Origin of the sequence: Nonomuraea sp. NPDC003709 (assembly GCF_040610775.1) — a bacterium.
Lineage (GTDB): Bacteria > Actinomycetota > Actinomycetes > Streptosporangiales > Streptosporangiaceae > Nonomuraea > Nonomuraea angiospora_A.
In genome coordinates, this window is record NZ_JBEXMW010000002.1 from 356,864 (window position 1) to 372,233 (window position 15,370).

The window sequence follows — 15,370 nt, forward strand, 5'->3', positions numbered from 1 at the left end:
AGGACGGACGGCGCTAAACGGTCTAGACCTTTTACCGGTCCGAAGGTTAGCCTCGCCAGCATGAGCGACTCGGCCCGCATCGTGATCATCGGTGGCGGGGTGGGCGGCGCGTCCGTCGCCTACCACCTCACCCAACTCGGCGAACGCGACGTCGTCCTGCTGGAGCGGGACGAGCTCACCAGCGGCTCCACCTTCCACTCGGCGGGCCTGGTCGGCCAGCTGCGCGCCGATCCCACCCTGACCCGCATGAACCAGTACTCCGTCGAGCTCTACCGCACCCTCGACGCCGGATGGACGGAGTGCGGCGGCATCAAGCTGGCCTCCACGCCCGAGCGGATGGCGGAGATCCGCCGGCAGATCGGCTGGGCACGGACGTTCGGGCTGCCGCTGGAGGAGATCTCGGTGGCCGAGGCCGTCGAGCTGTTCCCTCTCATGGACCCCGAGGGCGTCGTGGGCGCCGCGTACCTGCCCACGGACGGGCAGATCGACCCCTCGCAGCTCTGTTACGCCCTGGCCCAGCGGGCCCGCGAGGGCGGGGCGGTCATCCGTACCCACACCAGGGTGCTCGGCATCACGACGGCGAACGGCCGCGTCACCGGCGTGCGCACCGACCAGGGGGACATCGACTGCGAGATAGTGGTCAACTGCGGCGGCATGTTCGCGGCCGAGATCGGCCGCATGGCCGGGGCGCGGATCCCGATCGTGCCGATGTCGCACCAGTACGTGGTGACCGACGCCTGCCACGACCACACGGGGCTGCCCACGCTGCGCGACCCCGACCTGCTCGTCTACTACCGGCAGGAGGTGCAGGGGCTGGTCATGGGCGGGTACGAGCGCACCTGCGCGCCCTGGACGGCCGGCCCGAACTCCTTCGACGCCGTCCCCGCGGACTTCAACGGCCGCCTCCTGTCCGAAGATTGGCCGAGATTTGAGGAAATTTCGGATAATTCCCGGATTCGGGTGCCTGCGATGGCCGACGTCGGCATCCGCAAGCTGATCAACGGCCCCGAGGCGTTCACCCCCGACAACGAGTTCTGCCTGGGGGAGACGGAGGTCGGCGGGTTCTTCGTGGCGGCCGGGTTCTGCGCGCACGGCATCGCGGGCGCGGGCGGCATCGGCAAGGTGATGGCCGAGTGGATCGTCGAGGGCGAGCCCAGCATGGACCTCTCGCACATGGACATCCGCCGCTTCGGCCGCCAGTACCGCTCGCCGTCGTACACGATCAAGCGGGCCGTCGAGAACTACGAGACGTACTACGACATCCGCTACCCGGGCCACGAGCGCTCGGCGGGGCGGCCCCTGCGGCTCTCGCCCGCGTACGGCTGGCACGCCGCCCACGGCGCCGCCTTCGGCGAGAAGTCCGGCTGGGAACGGGTCAACTACTACGACGCGAACGCGACGGACGAGGGGGAGCGGCCCGGCGGGTGGGCCGGGCGGCTCTGGTCGCCCGCGATCGGCGTCGAGCACCGGGCCACGCGCACCACGGCGGGCCTGTTCGACGAGAGCTCGTTCGCGAAGATCGAGGTCTCCGGCCCGGACGCGGCGGACCTGCTGGAATGGGTGTGCGACAACCGGGTCGCCCGCGAGGTCGGCGCCGTCACCTATACCCAGGCGCTCAACAGGCGCGGCGGCATCGAGTGCGACTTCACCGTGACCAGGCGGGGCGAGCAGGAGTTCCTGATCGTCACCGGCACCGCGTTCGGCTCGCACGACCTGGGCTGGCTGCGCAAGCAGGCCGCGCGCACCGGCGCGACGGCCAGGATCGCCGACGTCACCGGCCAGTACGCGTGCTTCGCCCTGTGGGGCCCGCGCGCTCCCGAGATCATCTCGGGGCTCACGCCGGACCCGATGGACTTCCCGTTCATGTCGTCGCGGGAGATCACCGTGGGGGACGTGCCGGTGCTGGCGCTGCGGGTCACGTTCGTGGGGGAGATGGGCTGGGAGCTGTACTGCTCCACCGAGTACGGGCTGGGGCTGTGGCAGGAGCTGTGGCGGGCGGGGGAGCCGTACGGGCTGGTGGCCGGCGGCTACCGGGCCATCGACAGCCTGCGACTGGAGAAGGGCTACCGGGTGTGGGGCGCGGACATCGGGCCCGAGACGACGCCGTACGAGGCGGGGCTGGGGTTCTGCGTCAAGACGGACAAGGACTTCCTCGGCAAGGACGTCCTGGACCCGGCGCCCGAGCGGCGGCTGCGGTGCGTGACGCTGCGCGACCCGAGAGCCGTCGCGCTCGGCAACGAGCCCGTACGGCTGGACGGGCAGGTCGTGGCCCGGGTCACCTCGGGCGGGTACGGCTACACCGCGAAGGAGTCGATCGCCTACGCCTACCTGCCGGTCGGCCCAGAGGCCCAGGTCGAGATCGAGGTCGAGGGCGCCTGGGTGCCGGGCGTCGTGGTCAGGACCCCCCTGGTTCCGTGACGCCGCTGCGTACCGAGATCCGGACCCGGTCGGGGCGGAACAGGTCCCGGGCGAACTCCACCGGCGTGCCGTCGCCCGCGTAGGCGGTGCGCTCGATGAGCATGAGCGGCGCGCCGGGGGCGATGCCCAGCTCGGCGGCCTCGGCAGGGCGGGCGATCACCGGGGCCAGGTGCTCGACCGCCGTACGTGGCTCCAGGTCGTAGCGGGCGGCCAGCAGGGCGTAGAGGGAGCCGGTGAGGTCCTGGTCGAGGAAGCCGGGCAGGGGCGGGAACCAGGAGCGCTCCAGCGCCACCGGCGACAGCCCGGCCGAGCGCACCCTGGCCACCTCGTGCACCGGCGAGCCCTCCTCCACCTCCAGCGCCGCGGCCACCGACCGCGGGGCGGGCACGGTCACCGCCGCCAGGACCCGCGCCTCGGCCCGCAGGTGGGCCCGCCGCATCTGCTCGGTGAACCCGGCCAGCCCGGTCAGGTCGCACTCGATGCGCGGCTCGGCCACGAACGCGCCGCCCGACCTGCCGGGCACCCTGATCAGCACGCCGTCGCGCTCCAGGGTGGCCAGCGCCTGCCTGAGCGTCATCCTGCTCACGCCCAGCCGCCCGGCCAGCTCCCGCTCGCCGGGCAGCCGGTCGCCCGGCTCCATCTCGCCGCTGGAGATCGACTCGAGCAGCCACCGCTCGATCTGCACGTGCGCGGGGACTCCCGTGCCACGCTCCAGCTCCGGCGGTGTCCCGACCACACGCGCATCTTGACATGGGTTTCGGCGTGAATGCCAAATGTGGGCCACTTGCCCACCATCCGGGGCCGGGGTCCCTTAAGGGGGTCAGCCCTTGATGGCGCCCTGGGTGATGCCGTTGACGAAGCTGCGCTGGAAGACGAGGTACACCACGACGATCGGCGCGATGACGATCAGGCAGGCCGCCGCCAGCAACGGGATGTCCGTCGTGTACTGGCCGACGAAGAGCCCCAGCCCGCTCGGCGCGGTGCGCCGGTCCGGGTCCTGCATCATGACCAGCACCAGCATGAACTGGTTCCACGACCACATGAAGTAGAGAACCGACAGCGTGGTGACCGCGGGCCACGAGATGGGCAGCAGCACCCGTGCCAGCACCACGAGGTCCCGGGCGCCGTCGATGCGCGCCGCCTCGACGAGCTCCTCGGGCACGTTCGAGAAGTGCGTCTGCATCCAGTACACCCCGAACGGCATGAACAGCGCCGCCTCGGCCAGGATGACGCCGACGTAGGAGTTGGTGAGGCCGACCTCGCGCAGGTTGAAGTAGAGCGCCACCACGATGACCTCGATCGGCAGCGTGAGCCCCATCACGAACCCGAACGACAACGTCCGGTGCCCCCACACCTTGAGGATCGCCAGCCCGTACCCGGCGAGCGTGGCCATCGCCACCGCGAGCGGCACCACGACGACCGCGATCAGCACGCTCGAACGCATGAGGTTGGTGAAGTTGCCCCGCTCCCAGGCGAGCGCGAAGGTCTCCCACGACCACCTGTCCGGGATGCTCAGCCCGTCGAGCTGCGCGCCCGAGGGGTGCAGGGCGGCCAGGACGATGCCGGCGAAGGGCACCAGCACCATCACCGCCAGCAGGACGAGCACTCCGTACCGGACACTGACTCCGCCGAGCGTTCTCAACTCTGATCATCCCTGGTGAAGTATCGGACGGCGCTGACGACGGCGACCACGATCACGGTCAGCACGACCGCGAGCGCGCTGGCGCCGCCGATGTCGCCCTCGTTGAAGGCCAGCCGGTAGACGAGCAGGCCGGGCACGTTGGTCTGCCCCGCCGGGCCGCCGTTCGTGGTGACGAAGACGAGGTCGAAGCTGGCCAGCGCGGCGATCGTGGTGATGACGCCGGCGACCGTGATCTCCCTGCGCACCCCGGGCACGGTGACGTGCCGGAACTGCCGGAGCGCCCCAGCGCCGTCGAGCTTGGCCGCCTCGTACAGGGACGGGTCGATCTTCTGCGCGCCGGCCAGGAAGAGCATCATGCACAACCCGCTCATCACCCACGTGCCGATGAGGCCGAGCGCGATCAGCGCCAGGCCGTAGTCGCCCAGCCAGGCGCGGGTGATCGACCCCAGCCCCACCAGGTCGAGGAACTGGTTGACCACGCCGGACTCGCCGTAGAGCCAGCGCCAGGTGATGCCGACGGCGACGAGCGGCAGCACCTGGGGGAGGAAGAAGACGATCCGGAAGAACGTCATGCCCCGGCGCACCTTGCCCATCAGGAGCGCCGTCATGAGCAGCCCGACGCCGATGGGGATGACCGAGAAGAAGACGATCAGCGCGAGGCTGTGCAGGATGGCCTCGTACAGCGCTGAATCACGAAAAATCTTGACGTAGTTGGAGAAGCCCGCCCAGACCGGCGGCAGGATGCCGTCCCAGGTCAGGAACGACAGGCGGAGCGTGTTCAGCGCGGGCCAGATGGCGAAGCCCAGGTACACCGCGAGCGCGGGCAGCACGTAGAGCCAGCCGCGCGCCCGTCGCCCCAGCCGTCGCGGGGGCCGGGTGTCCCCGGCGGCCGCCCGTCCCCCGCCGCGGGCCGGAGCGGCCCGCGGCGGGGAGACGGCCGGGCTCAGCTCACGAGCCATGATGGGCGTCCCACGACTCCTGCAGCGACTTCAGGAAGGCGTCGGGAGCCATCTTGTCGCTGATCAGGCCCTGGATGCCGGGAGTCAGCTTGTCGATCATGCCGGGGGAGGCGAAGTCCGGGAACGGGACGATCCCGTTGCCCTGCGCGACCGGCGCGAAGACGCCCGCGATGTCGCCGCGCAGCCCCGTCGCGCCCAGCTCGGCCTTGGTGTCGACCGGCATGAACCCGCCGTCGAACTCGATCTTCGCCGCCTCCGGCGAGCTGAGGTAGTCGAGGAACGCCGCGGCGACGTTCGGGTTCTTCGACTTCGACGAGATGGCGTACGCGACGCTGGCGCCCGAGGCGACCTTCGCGGGCTCGCCCGAGGCCGTGGGCATGAGGAAGAAGCCCACGTCGTCCTTCATCTCGGTCTCCAGGGTGGAGGCCGCCCAGTTGCCGGTGATCAGGAACGCGCTGCCGCCCTTGGCGAAGCTCGCCAGCGCGTCGGCGTCGCCCGTGGCGCTGGCCCCGGCGGAGATGTATCCCTTCTTCGCCCAGTCGGTCAGCGTCTGGGTGGCCTTCGTCGCGGCCGGGTTCTCGATCGTCGCGCCCGGCTTGCCGTACACCCACGACCGGTAGTCGTTGACGTCGCCGGTCACGTTGAGCAGCGCGTTCCACAGGTGGAACCCGCCGACCTGGAGCGCGCCGTTGCTCAGCGGGGTCTGGCCGGCGTCCTTGGCCTTCTGCATCGCGGCCTCGAAGTCGGCCAGCGTCTTCGGCGCCTCCTTCACGATCTTCTTGTTGCAGAAGACGCCGAGCACCGACAGCCCGCCGGGCACGGCGTACAGGTTGCCCGTCCCGAACTGCTTGGCTGACTTGTCGGAGCTGAGGACCTCGAGGCTGGCCGGCGGGAACTTGGTGGTCCAGCCGTAGGCCTTGGACCACGGGCTCAGGTCGAGGATGAGACCGGCCGGGACCAGGGAGTTCATCGCGCCCGGGTTGTACTGGGCGATGTCCGGCGCGGAGTCGGACGACATCGCCAGTTTGATGGACTTGATGTAGTCGTTGAACGGCGTCATCTGGGGCTTGACGGTGACGTTGGGGTGCTTCTTGGTGAAGCCGTCGATGAGCGCCTTGGTGGGCGGGTCGTTGGTGTAGGCCAGGGTCAGGGTCACCGGGTCGTTCGGAACGGTGGTCGATACGTTGACCTTCGTCGCCGTATTACCCCCCGAACTGCTGGTGCCCGCACAGGCCGTCAGCGCGAACGCCGTCGTGACGCTGAGCGCCGCGACCGCCGCGCGCCGGGCTGGTCTCGTCATGCGTGTGACCTCTCTCCTCAATCGGGTGGGTGGCGTCGTGTCTGCAACGGCCCTCGTGGCGGCCGGTTCTCATCCGGCGGAGCCCGGTCTCACCAGGCCGAATCTGGTCCGTTCGATCTCGTCCAGCGAGTGCAGCAGCGCCCCGTGGACGACGGCGTCCTCCTGGAGCGCCGAGACCTCCAGCGCCGGCTGGTCCAGCGGCTCGCCGGAAAGGTGCCGCCGGAGCGCCGCGAGCAGCGGCTCGCCGCATCTGGCCAGCGGCCCGCCGATGACGACGAGCCGCGGGTTGAGGATCGCCCGGATCACGGTGATCCCCTTGGCGAAGCGGCGGGCCACCACGTCGATCGCCTCCAGCGCCGCCGGCTCGCCGCCGGCGACGGCGTCCAGCACGGCCTCGAGCGCGTGCTCTCCCGCGGCCTCGATCCGGGCCAGGAGCGCGCCGTCGGCGGCGCGTCCGGCCGCTGCCGTGGCCTGGCGCACGATCTCCGCGCCGCCCACCCGGTCCTCGAACGGGCCCAGCCCCCGCGGATGGCCCTGCGGATGGCGGGGCGTCGAGGAACCCTCGGTGAACAGGTCGAGGAAGCCCACGTCGCCGGCGTCATTGGAGGCGCCGCGGTAGAGCTCGCCGTTCAGCACGATACCGGCGCCGACCCGCTCGCCCCAGTGGATCATCACCAGCGAGTCCTCGCGCCGCTCCGCGTCCCGCCACCGCTCGCCCTGCGTGGCCAGCTTGACGTCGTTGTCCAGGTAGACGGGGCAGCCGAGCGCCTCCGTCAGCCGGCGTACGAGGAGGTCGCCGGCCAGGCCGGGCATGCTCGGGATGAGCTTGATGACCCCGGCCGCCGGGTCGACGATGCCGGGGGTGCCCACCGAGGCGAACCAGAGGTCGCCGGTCGTGATGCCCGTCGCGCGCAGCGTCCGCTCCACCGTGGCCAGGAGCGTCTCCACCACCTGCGCACCGCCGGGTCCGGTGCCGAGCTGCTGCGCGTCGGAGGCCACGACCGTGCCGGCCAGGTCCGCCAGCGCCACGCGCACGTCCTGCGGGCTGATCGACAGGCCCAGCACGTGGCCGGCCTCCGCGCGGAACCGTACGAGCTGCGCCGGCCGCCCCGCCCGGGTGGAGTCGCGGTCAAGGGGACCGAACTCGACGAGCCCTTCGGCGACCAGCGCGTTGAGCGAGCGGGTGACCGCCTGGCGGGAGAGCCCCACGGCCTTTGCCAGCGCGGACACGCTCATGCTGGTCTCGGCCCGCAGCTTGCGCAGGACGGCGGCGGCGTTGACCTCGCGCATGAACTGCGTGCCGGCGGCGACGACCTGCTCCATGCTCTCTCTCCCTGCGATCGGTTGCCGGTACGCTAGCATATTAATTATGGACCGTACGGAACTAATTCGTCGAGGGGTGTGACCTGCAGTGTTGTCCGGTGAGGGCCCGCCCTGGGCGGAAACCGTCCGCGGTCTGGCCCGCCGCGTGCTGGGGCCCGTGGCCGAGTCGGTACGGTTCGCCGCCCGCGACGGCGGCGGGCGCGAATACGCCTACGAGGCGGCGGGCGGCGTGCTCGCCATCGCCGCGACGGACGGGGTGAGCGCCTCGGTCGCGCTCCACCACTATCTCCGGGAACGCTGCGGCACGTCCGTGGGCTGGGACACGGTGCTGCCCCTGGGGCTGACGTTCCTGCCCGACGCCCCGCCGCGCCAGGGCGCGGCGCGGGTGCGGGAGGGCTACTACTTCAACTTCTGCACCTTCAGCTACACGATGCCCTACTGGGACTGGGCCGACTGGGAACGCGAGATCGACTGGATGGCCCTGCACGGCATCACCATGCCGCTGGCCGTCACCGGTCACGAGGCCGCGCTGCACGCCGCCTACTCCGCGCTCGGTCTCGACGACCGGCGGATCCGCGGCTTCCTGGGCGGGCCGGGCTACCTGCCGTTCCAGTTCATGGGCTGCCTGGACACCTTCGCCGGCCCGCTCTCGTCGTCCTGGATCGAGAGCCATCGCGAGCTCGGCGCGCGCATCCTCGACCGCGAGCGCGCCTTCGGCATGACCCCCGTGCTGCCGGCCTTCACGGGACACGTCCCGCCCGAGCTCGCGTCGACGGCGCGGGCCGGTCGCCGCCTCTGGCAGGGGTTCGAGACCTGGGTCCTCGACCCGGCCGACCCGCTGTACGAGCGGATCGGCGCCGAGATCACCCGCGCGCAGATCAAGCTCTTCGGCACCGATCACCTGTACGCCGCCGACCCGTTCATCGAGATGATCCCCATCGACGCCGACCCGGCCTTTCCCGGGGCCGTGGCGGCGGCCACGCTGGCCGGCCTCCAGGCCGCCGACCCGGACGCGGTCTGGCTCATGCAGGCCTGGCCGTTCTCCTACCAGCGGGAGTTCTGGACCGAGGACCGCGTCAACGCCTTCCTCGACGCGATCCCGGACGGCCGGATGCTCGTCGCGGACCTCTGGGCGGAGCACGACCCGCTGTGGGGCCGCTTCCAGGGGTTCTCCGGGAAGCCCTGGCTCTGGTGCGCGCTGCTGAACTTCGGCGGCCGCACCGACCCGGGCGCCGGCCTGCGCGGCGTGCCCGCCGGGATCGACGCGGCACTGGCGGCGCCGAGCCCGCCCGCCGGCCTCGGCCTGTCCATGGAGGCCACCCGCAACAACCCGGTCTTCTTCGAGCTCGTCGCCGACCAGATCTGGAACGAGGTCCCCGACCTCGACGCCTGGCTCGACGCCTTCGTGACCGGGCGCTACGGAACCCGGTGGACGGCAGAGCTGCGGGCGGCCTGGCACGGGCTCCTGGAGACCGTCTACGACACCCGGGGCCTGCCGATCCTCCCCCAGGCGTTCGAAGGCGTCATCACCGCGGCGCCCTCGTACGAGCGCGACCCGGCCGAGCTCCGCGCCGACGTCGACGCTTTCCTGTGGTACCGGCCGGAGGTCCTCGCCGCGGCCTGGGAGCGGATGATCGAGGTGGCCGAGCGCGATCCCGGCCTGGCCGCGGGACCGCTCGGGCACGACCTCGTGGAGACCGGCATCGCGTACATGGCCAGGGTCGCCGACCGCCTCTGCCTCGACGTCCTGGACTCGGCGGGCGGCCCGGCGCAGGTCGACCGGTTCCTCCGGGTCTTCGGGGACCTCGACCGGATGCTGGCCTGCCGCCCCGAATACACCTTCCGGCACTGGGAGGCCAAGGCCGTGTCGTGGGCCGGCGACCCGGACGACCGCGCGGTCCTGCGGGACAACGCCCGCCGCATCCTCACGGTGTGGGGCACCTCGGACAGCCCGCTGCTGGACGACTACGCGGCCCGGCACTGGGCGGGACTGGTCGGCGGCTACTACCGCGACCGCTGGGAGCTGTGGGCGCGGAGTCTCGGACGCGCGCTCGCCGGCGAGCCCGGCGCCGAGACGGAGCTGCGGGAACGGCTCCGCGAACGCGCCGAGCTCTTCCTGCGGGAAGGCCCGGGGCCGGTGTCGCCGGACCAGGGCGACCTCGCCACGGAGTCACGCCGGCTGTTCACCGCCTACACGGGCCAGAGCGGCCCGTTCGAACACGATCGATGAGGAGCACGATGCCCCCGGTGGCACCACCGACCGAAAGCCGCAACCCGCGCACCGCCGACATCGACACGCTGGAGTCAGCAGACGTCCTGCGGTTGCTGCTGGACGAGGACGCCACGGCGGTCGCGGCCGCCCGCGCCGCCGCCACGGCGCTCTCCCGGGCGGTGGACGAGGCGTATCTCCGGCTGGGCCGGGGTGGACGCGTGCACTACTTCGGCGCCGGCGCGTCGGGGCGGCTGGCGGTGCTGGACGCCACCGAGATCACGCCGACGTTCGGGGTGGCGCGGGGCCTGTTCACGGCGCACTTCGCCGGCGGTCCTGGCGCGCTCACCGACTCGTCCGTGGACCGGGAGGACGCCGAGGAGCTCGGAGCCGCCGACGCCGGGGCGCTCGCCGAGAACGACCTGGCGATCGGGATCACGGCGTCCGGGGCCACCCCGTACGTGGCCGGGGCGCTGCGCGCGGCCCGGGCGGCGGGCGCGCGCACCGTGCTGATCACCTGCAATCCGGCCGCACCGCTGCGCGACCTGGCCGAGATCCTCGTCGTCGCGGACACCGGGCCCGAGGCGCTCACCGGGTCCACCCGGCTCAAGGCGGGCACGGCGACCAAGGTGCTGCTCAACGCGTTCTCGACGGCACTCATGATCAAGTCGGGGCGTACGTACTCGAACCTCATGGTCGGGCTGGTCGCCACCAACGCCAAGCTGGAGCAGCGGGCGGTGAACCTGCTCGTGGAGGCGACCGGGGAGGACGCCGCGGCCTGCGCCGCCGCGCTGGCGGAGGCGGACGGGCGGATCCCGGAGGCGCTCGTACGGCTGCTCACGGGCTGCACACCCGGCCAGGCGCGGGAAGCGCTCGCCGCCCAGCCGGGCGTCCGCGCGGCCGTGGCCGCGCTGGGCGGGCACGCCGGATGAGCGGCTTCGCGGGCGTGGACGTCGGCGGCGGAGGCATCAGGACACGGATCGAGAGCGGCGGGGAGATCGCGTACGGCGAGGACTCGGCGCCCGTGCCCCGTACCGAGGGGCGGGTGGACCTCGACCGGCTCGCCCTCCGGATCGCGTCGGTCATCGGGGACGCGGCGCGCGTCCCCGGGCGGCTGGACGGGATGGCCGTCGGCGTGACCGGGCTGCCGGGGCTGGTCAGGGAGCCGGAGGCGTTGTGGCGGGCGCTGGGGGAGCGGTTCGGGCTCGGCACGCTCGTGGTCGCGGGGGACATGGTGACCACGCACGTCGGCGCGCTCGGGTTCCGGCCCGGAGTGGTGGTCGCCGCCGGGACCGGCGTCATCACGCTCGGCACCGACCTCGACCGCGTCTGGAACCAGTCCGACGGATGGGGCCACCTGCTCGGCGACCACGGCGGGGGCGCCTGGATCGGCGCGCAGGGCCTCCAGGCCGCCCTGCGCGCCCACGACGGCCGGGCCGGCGGCTCGCCCGCCCTGCTCGAACACCTGACGGCCCGCTTCGGCCACCCCCTGGACCTGGTGGCGCTCGTCTACGAGTCGGGCTCGCCGGCGCACCACCTGGCGTCGTTCGCGCCGTCCGTGGCCGACGCGGCCCGCGCGGGAGACCCGGTGGCGCGCGGGATCTGGACCGAGGCGGGGCGGCAGCTCGGCCAGACCGCCGTCGCCGCCGCGTCGGGGCTCGACCCGGTCTTCTCCTGGGGCGGCCGGATCTTCGACGCCGCGGACCTGCTGATGGAGCCGTTCCAGGCCACCGTGCGCGACCTGCTGCCGCAAGCCCGGTTCACGCCGCCCGTCGGCACCTCCGCCGACGGCGCGCTCGCGCTGGCCAGGGCCGCGGCGGGCGGCGAGGTCCGGCCGCGGCACCCGTACCTGTACGTCTACGCGGCTAGTCGGAGCCGGTCAGGAGCCGCAGCCGCTCCACCGCCTCCCCGAACTCGCTGATCATGTCGTAGACCACCTCGCGGGCCGGTCTCACCTGGTCGAGCTGGCCCACGACCTGGCCGACGAAGTAGTTGACCAGCTCCACCGCCCCCGGCTCGCCCTTCTCCGCCGCCGCCCCGATGCGGGCCATCGCGCCCTCGGCCACCAGCAGCTGCAGCGGCATGCCGAGCGGCCCGGGGCTCTCCTGGCCGGAGTCCCACTCCTCCGTCCAGGCGGACTTGAGCTGGCGGGCCGGCTTGCCCGTACGGGACCTGGACCTGACCGTGTCCAGCGACGAGGCGGCCAGGAACTTGCGCTTGACCGCGGGCGACGTCTCCGCCTCCTCCGTGGTCAGCCAGACCGAGCCGCACCAGACCCCCTCGGCCCCGAGCGCCATGGCCGCCGCCATCTGCCGTCCGGACGCGATCCCGCCCGCCGCCAGCACGGGGACCGGGGCGACCGCGTCCACGACCTGCGGGACCAGCACCATCGTGGAGATGTCGCCGGTGTGCCCGCCCGCCTCGGTGCCCTGCGCCACGATGAGGTCCGCCCCCGCCGCCACCTGCCTGCGGGCGTGCTCGACCGTGCCGACCAGCGCGGCCACCGGCACCCCCGCCTCCCTGGCCCTGGCGACCATCTCGGGCGGAGGCGGCCCCAGGGCGCTGGCGATGAGCCCGATCGGGTGCTTGAGCGCCACGTCGATCAGCCCCGTCGCCCCGGCCGCCGTGACCCGCCTGCCGAACTCGTCCGCCGCCGCCGTCAGCGGCTGCATGGGGGCGCTCACGCCGTACTTGGACAGCAGGTGGGTGACGAAGTCGCGGTGCCGGTCGGGGACGAAGTCCATGAGGTGCGCCTGCCGGTCGAGCGCGGAGGCGTCGACCTTGCCGGGCACGAGCACGTCCACGCCGTACGGCCGGCCGCCCACCTGCCCGTCGATCCAGGTCAGCTCGGTGTCGAGCTGCTCCGGCGAATACGCGATCGCACCCAGGACCCCGAAACCGCCCGCGTTCGTGACGGCGGCCACGACGTCGCGGCAGTGGCTGAAGGCGAACAACGGGAACTCGATGCCCAGGCGCTCACAGATGGGGGTCCGCATGATTCGACGCTAACCGGCAGAAGCTTGTTCGGTCCATCCCCCGGGCCGGGCCGGGTGCTTCAGGAGGCCGCCGGGAGCGTGCCAGCCGAGCTCCGAGGTGTAGCCGCGGACCACCTTGGCCGGTACGCCGGCGACCACGCTGTGGTCAGGGAACTCGCCGCGGACCACCGCCCCGCCCGCCACCACGCACTGGCGGCCCAGCCTCGTGCCCGGGAGGATGATCGCGCCCGCCCCGATCCACGAGCCGGAGCCGATCGATACCGGGCTGTTACGCGGCCACTGCCGGCCGATCGGCACGTCGGGGTCGTCGTAGACGTGGTTCTGGTCGGTGATGTACACGTACGGGCCGGTGAAGACGTCGTCGCCGATGTCGATCGACTGGTGGGCCACGATGTGCGAGCCGCGGCCGATCGAGCAGCCGCCGCCGATGCGCAGGATGGACTCCGGCCCCAGGTCCAGCCCGGGGCCCATGCCGCAGGACAGGGACACGCGCTCGCCGACCAGCGTGTGGTCGCCGATCTCGATCCACCGCTCGCCGAAGATCGCGCCCGGGGGGAAGGCGATGCTGACCCCGTCGCCGATCCGGCCGAATCGGTAGCCGGCCTGAGCGGCAGGAGTGATCGCGCCCGCGCGCCGGATCGCCCCGTAGGCTCGGTGAATCAGCGCGCCGACTGCCCGCCGTACCAATGACATAGGGACCAAAGTTACCGCTAGGTCAAGCCGTTCGGGCATGTCGGGGGCGTTGTTTGATATCCTGAGAGCCCGTGGACACTTCGACCACACCTCGAGCCACGGGAGCCCCTTTGCGCAGCGCATCGCAAACCAAGCATCTGTTCGTCACCGGCGGTGTCGCCTCCAGTCTCGGCAAGGGGCTCACGGCATCCAGCCTCGGTCGCCTGCTCAAGGCGCGCGGTCTCCGGGTCACCATGCAGAAGCTCGACCCGTACCTGAATGTCGACCCCGGGACCATGAACCCGTTCCAGCACGGCGAGGTGTTCGTCACCGACGACGGCGCCGAGACCGACCTCGACGTCGGCCACTACGAGCGTTTCCTCGACACCGACCTGCACGGCTCGGCCAACGTGACGACCGGCCAGGTCTACTCCAACGTCATCGCCAAGGAGCGGCGGGGCGAATACCTGGGCGACACCGTCCAGGTGATCCCGCACATCACCAACGAGATCAAGGACCGGATCAGGGGCATGGCCGCTCCTGAGGTGGACGTGGTCATCACCGAGGTGGGGGGCACGGTCGGCGACATCGAGTCGCTGCCGTTCCTGGAGGCCGTCCGCCAGATCAGGCACGAGGTCGGCCGCGACAACGTGTTCTTCCTGCACGTGTCGCTGCTGCCGTACATCGGCCCCTCCGGCGAGCTCAAGACCAAGCCGACCCAGCACAGCGTGGCGGCGCTGCGCAGCATCGGCATCCAGCCGGACGCGATCGTGCTGCGCTCCGACCGGCCCGTGCAGACGGCGATCAAGCGCAAGATCAGCCTGATGTGCGACGTGGACGAGGACGCCGTCGTCTCCGCCGTGGACGCGGCCTCGATCTACGACATCCCCAAGGTGCTCCACTCCGAAGGGCTCGACGCGTACGTGGTGCGCCGGCTCGGCCTGCCGTTCCGCGACGTCGACTGGAAGGAGTGGGAGGAGCTCCTGCGTCGGGTGCACCGGCCGGCCAAGGAGGTCACGATCGCCCTGGTCGGCAAGTACATCGACCTGCCGGACGCGTACCTGTCGGTCACCGAGGCGCTGCGGGCCGGCGGGTTCGCCAACGACGCCCGCGTCAACATCCGGTGGGTCAAGAGCGACGACTGCGAGACCCCCGAGGGCGCCGAGCGCGAGCTCGACGGCGTCGACGGCGTGCTGATCCCCGGCGGGTTCGGCGTGCGCGGCATCGAGGGCAAGATCGGCGCGATCCGCCACGCCCGCGAGGGCAAGATCCCGCTGCTCGGCATCTGCCTCGGCATGCAGGGCATGGTCATCGAGGCCGCCCGCAACATGGCCGGCATCGAGGACGCCAACTCCGCCGAGTTCGACCCCGACACCAAGCACCCGGTCATCTCCACCATGGCTGACCAGGAGGACGTCGTCGCCGGCGAGCGTGACATGGGCGGCACCATGCGGCTCGGCAGCTACACCGCCAAGCTCGGCGAGGGCACCCTGGCCAGGCAGCTCTACAGCGGCAAGGCCAAGGCCGACGAGCGCCACCGCCACCGCTACGAGGTCAACAACGCCTACCGCGAGCAGCTCGAGAAGGTCGGCCTGGTCTTCTCCGGCCTGTCCCCCGACGGCCGCCTGGTCGAGTACACCGAGCTGCCCACCGACGTCCACCCGTTCTTCGTCGGCACCCAGGCCCACCCCGAGTTCCGCTCGCGCCCCACGCGGGCCAACCCCATGTTCAAGGGCCTCATCTCCGCGGCCCTGACGTACGCCGACGCGCGAGTCAGCACGAAGGTGACCCAGTGATGAGAGTCCCTGGAGCGGCGAGCCTCGGACCGAGGGCGGCAGCTTGCGTAACCAA

The 15,370-nt window shown here is 71.9% G+C and carries 12 protein-coding genes; 5 read left to right on the forward strand and 7 right to left on the reverse strand.

Translation table 11 applies throughout. The features are described from left to right. Positions 1-60: 60 nt before the first annotated feature. Entirely contained in the window at positions 61-2,418 is a 2,358-nt protein-coding gene (locus ABZX61_RS06110; RefSeq protein ID WP_355191914.1) for an FAD-dependent oxidoreductase, read from the forward strand. On the opposite strand, the gene ABZX61_RS06115 is transcribed toward ABZX61_RS06110, so the two are convergent. From ABZX61_RS06115 to ABZX61_RS06135, 5 genes are all read right to left on the reverse strand, one after another. Next, positions 2,396-3,154: a GntR family transcriptional regulator gene (locus tag ABZX61_RS06115; RefSeq protein WP_355191916.1), complete on the reverse strand. Its 759-nt coding sequence runs from the start codon at positions 3,152-3,154 to the stop codon at positions 2,396-2,398. The two genes, ABZX61_RS06110 and ABZX61_RS06115, sit on opposite strands and share 23 nt — an antisense overlap. Before the next feature lie 84 nt (positions 3,155-3,238). Beyond that, complete coding sequence (locus ABZX61_RS06120) at positions 3,239-4,003, reverse strand: carbohydrate ABC transporter permease (RefSeq protein ID WP_350726905.1); 765 nt, start codon at positions 4,001-4,003, stop codon at positions 3,239-3,241. Positions 4,004-4,056: 53 nt separating this feature from the next. After that, positions 4,057-5,019 (reverse strand): sugar ABC transporter permease, encoded by a 963-nt coding sequence (locus ABZX61_RS06125; RefSeq protein ID WP_355191918.1) that lies wholly within the window; start codon positions 5,017-5,019, stop codon positions 4,057-4,059. Then, positions 5,009-6,319, reverse strand: coding sequence for an extracellular solute-binding protein (locus tag ABZX61_RS06130; RefSeq protein WP_355191920.1), 1,311 nt, complete (start codon positions 6,317-6,319; stop codon positions 5,009-5,011). Before ABZX61_RS06130 ends, ABZX61_RS06125 begins: the two co-directional genes overlap by 11 nt. Positions 6,320-6,388: 69 nt before the next feature. Continuing rightward, complete coding sequence (locus tag ABZX61_RS06135) at positions 6,389-7,642, reverse strand: ROK family transcriptional regulator (protein ID WP_355191922.1); 1,254 nt, start codon at positions 7,640-7,642, stop codon at positions 6,389-6,391. Positions 7,643-7,733: 91 nt separating this feature from the next. Between ABZX61_RS06135 and ABZX61_RS06140 the strand changes: the two genes are divergently transcribed. The 3 genes from ABZX61_RS06140 to ABZX61_RS06150 are packed head-to-tail and all read left to right on the forward strand — an operon-like array spanning position 7,734 to position 11,772. After that, positions 7,734-9,872 carry an alpha-N-acetylglucosaminidase TIM-barrel domain-containing protein gene (locus tag ABZX61_RS06140; protein ID WP_355191925.1) on the forward strand — a complete coding sequence of 713 codons (2,139 nt, stop codon included), beginning with the start codon at positions 7,734-7,736 and terminating at the stop codon, positions 9,870-9,872. 8 nt (positions 9,873-9,880) lie between these two features. Next, entirely contained in the window at positions 9,881-10,783 is a 903-nt protein-coding gene (locus tag ABZX61_RS06145) for an N-acetylmuramic acid 6-phosphate etherase (RefSeq protein WP_355191927.1), read from the forward strand. Continuing rightward, complete coding sequence (locus tag ABZX61_RS06150; RefSeq protein ID WP_355191929.1) at positions 10,780-11,772, forward strand: BadF/BadG/BcrA/BcrD ATPase family protein; 993 nt, start codon at positions 10,780-10,782, stop codon at positions 11,770-11,772. Before ABZX61_RS06145 ends, ABZX61_RS06150 begins: the two co-directional genes overlap by 4 nt. Here ABZX61_RS06150 and ABZX61_RS06155 read toward each other — a convergent pair. Together ABZX61_RS06155 and ABZX61_RS06160 are read right to left on the reverse strand one after the other, a co-directional pair. Beyond that, positions 11,717-12,847 carry a nitronate monooxygenase family protein gene (locus ABZX61_RS06155; protein ID WP_350726402.1) on the reverse strand — a complete coding sequence of 377 codons (1,131 nt, stop codon included), beginning with the start codon at positions 12,845-12,847 and terminating at the stop codon, positions 11,717-11,719. The genes ABZX61_RS06150 and ABZX61_RS06155 overlap by 56 nt on opposite strands. A 9-nt stretch (positions 12,848-12,856) precedes the next feature. Then, the gene (locus ABZX61_RS06160) at positions 12,857-13,540 is read right to left on the reverse strand and encodes an acyltransferase (RefSeq protein ID WP_355191932.1); all 684 of its coding nucleotides are present in this window, start codon (positions 13,538-13,540) and stop codon (positions 12,857-12,859) included. 110 nt (positions 13,541-13,650) lie between these two features. On the opposite strand from ABZX61_RS06160, the gene ABZX61_RS06165 reads away from it, so the two are divergent. After that, positions 13,651-15,315, forward strand: coding sequence for a CTP synthase (locus ABZX61_RS06165; RefSeq protein ID WP_350726406.1), 1,665 nt, complete (start codon positions 13,651-13,653; stop codon positions 15,313-15,315). Positions 15,316-15,370 lie beyond the last annotated feature (55 nt).

Bases quoted from the DNA above. Each gene is read 5' to 3' on its own strand.
- ABZX61_RS06150 (WP_355191929.1), top strand. From the start codon at position 10,780: ATGAGCGGCTTCGCGGGCGTGGACGTCGGCGGCGGAGGCATCAGGACA.
- ABZX61_RS06125 (WP_355191918.1), bottom strand. From the start codon at position 5,019: ATGGCTCGTGAGCTGAGCCCGGCCGTCTCCCCGCCGCGGGCCGCTCCG.
- ABZX61_RS06160 (WP_355191932.1), bottom strand. From the start codon at position 13,540: ATGTCATTGGTACGGCGGGCAGTCGGCGCGCTGATTCACCGAGCCTAC.
- ABZX61_RS06135 (WP_355191922.1), bottom strand. From the start codon at position 7,642: ATGGAGCAGGTCGTCGCCGCCGGCACGCAGTTCATGCGCGAGGTCAAC.
- ABZX61_RS06120 (WP_350726905.1), bottom strand. From the start codon at position 4,003: ATGGTGCTGGTGCCCTTCGCCGGCATCGTCCTGGCCGCCCTGCACCCC.
- ABZX61_RS06155 (WP_350726402.1), bottom strand. From the start codon at position 12,847: ATGCGGACCCCCATCTGTGAGCGCCTGGGCATCGAGTTCCCGTTGTTC.
- ABZX61_RS06130 (WP_355191920.1), bottom strand. From the start codon at position 6,319: ATGACGAGACCAGCCCGGCGCGCGGCGGTCGCGGCGCTCAGCGTCACG.
- ABZX61_RS06145 (WP_355191927.1), top strand. From the start codon at position 9,881: ATGCCCCCGGTGGCACCACCGACCGAAAGCCGCAACCCGCGCACCGCC.
- ABZX61_RS06110 (WP_355191914.1), top strand. From the start codon at position 61: ATGAGCGACTCGGCCCGCATCGTGATCATCGGTGGCGGGGTGGGCGGC.